At 42.1% G+C, this 1402-nt stretch carries 1 protein-coding gene; it reads right to left on the reverse strand.

Translation table 11 applies throughout. The annotated features are described in order from the left end of the window. Positions 1 to 50 precede the first annotated feature (50 nt). Positions 51 to 1178, reverse strand: a complete 1128-nt coding sequence (locus tag QUA04_RS29650) for an ISAs1 family transposase (RefSeq protein WP_333264375.1) — start codon at positions 1176 to 1178, stop codon at positions 51 to 53. Positions 1179 to 1402: the final 224 nt, after the last annotated feature.

Raw genomic sequence — 1402 nt, forward strand, 5'->3', positions numbered from 1 at the left:
CAGGGTAAGCGCATCTCAAACGCTATTGACAAGGGAATTTAGAGGCATCATCATGTTGGGTGGGATAAACAAGCAGCAAGAATAGTCAGCATATAGTTATTATCCATTGCGGCTCGATTAGATTTTTGCCGATTGCTACGCCGAAAAGATTGCTCTCGGTTTAAAGCATTAAGAGCTATCCGTCGTAGTAATGCCAGATTATGTGGTGCATGTCCCGTTCGGACACGACAAGCATCTTCTTTGAAAGTGACATCTAAAGTCCAATGCAGACCATTCTCAATGCCCCAATGGAGACGGATTGCCTGTCCAAGCTTACAAGCGTCACTTTCCAAGCTAGTCAAATAAAACTGGACTTCCTGAGTAGTTTTATTCCATAAACGCCGAATTCGTACTACCATTACGAGGGTCTTTAGACCCACCCAATCCGATTGTTTATGCAACGGTGGTAGTTGAGAAACTGAGACGCTCCAAACTTGTCTTTTTTCGAGACGGTGATGTCCTTTTTCTATCCGTTCGTTGTAGCTGAAGGATATGCCTTCAAATTTGAGAGCTAGCGCTTGGTCAAACCAAGTCTGGACTTGGCCATGAAGTGTAGGATGGTTGGCTTTAAGCGCTAAAATATAATCAGCTTTTGCACTATATATTTGAGTGGCAATTGCTGTTTGTGTACCCATTGCATCAATTGTGATAATGCTTCCAGCGAGGTCAAGCAGTTCTAATAGGGCAGGAATTGCCGTGATTTCATTCGATTTATCAGCTACTTTGACTTGCCCCAAAACCAGACGATGTTCACTGGCCCAGGCGCTAACCAAATGCAACGCTGATTTCTGCTGCTCTCTGTCGTAGGAACCTCTAAGAGTCTTGCCATCGATAGGAATTACTTGCGCTCCAATTGTTTTAATTATCGATTGAACCCACCTCTGAAAGCAACGCTCAAATACTTGAGGATTAATCCGTTCAAAGACTCGTCGAAAAGTATCGGCACAAGGAATGCCACTCGGTAGAGCTAAAAATTCTCGTAACCAATCAAATTTGCTCAACCCATAGTTTTCCATATCTTCCCATCCCTTACCTCCCGCAATGACTGATAAAATTCCGATGATTAAAATATCTGTTAACAGATGGCTCCGGGTACGTTGTACTCGCGGGTCTTCTATCTCGCTAAAATAGCTTTGCATCTGTTCTGTTAATGCTGTAGCACTGGGCCAGTTCAAATTCAACTTAGTTTGACGCTTTGAACAAGTAGAAGTGAAGCCCGCTCCCATAAGATAGTCCCAGATAAATTTAACAATGTGTTTATTAGACTACTACTAAACACATTTTTTTTGTAAAAATATTGCTCTCTCATCTTTGGACCAAATAATCTGTATTTTAAAAGACCAAATTAGATGCGCTTACCCTG

It is taken from the genome of Microcoleus sp. S13_C5, assembly GCF_036700845.1.
Lineage (GTDB): Bacteria > Cyanobacteriota > Cyanobacteriia > Cyanobacteriales > Microcoleaceae > Microcoleus.

What these genes read in the sequence shown, in the direction of transcription:
- QUA04_RS29650 (WP_333264375.1), bottom strand. Translation starts at nt 1,178, where the DNA reads ATGCAAAGCTATTTTAGCGAGATAGAAGACCCGCGAGTACAACGTACC.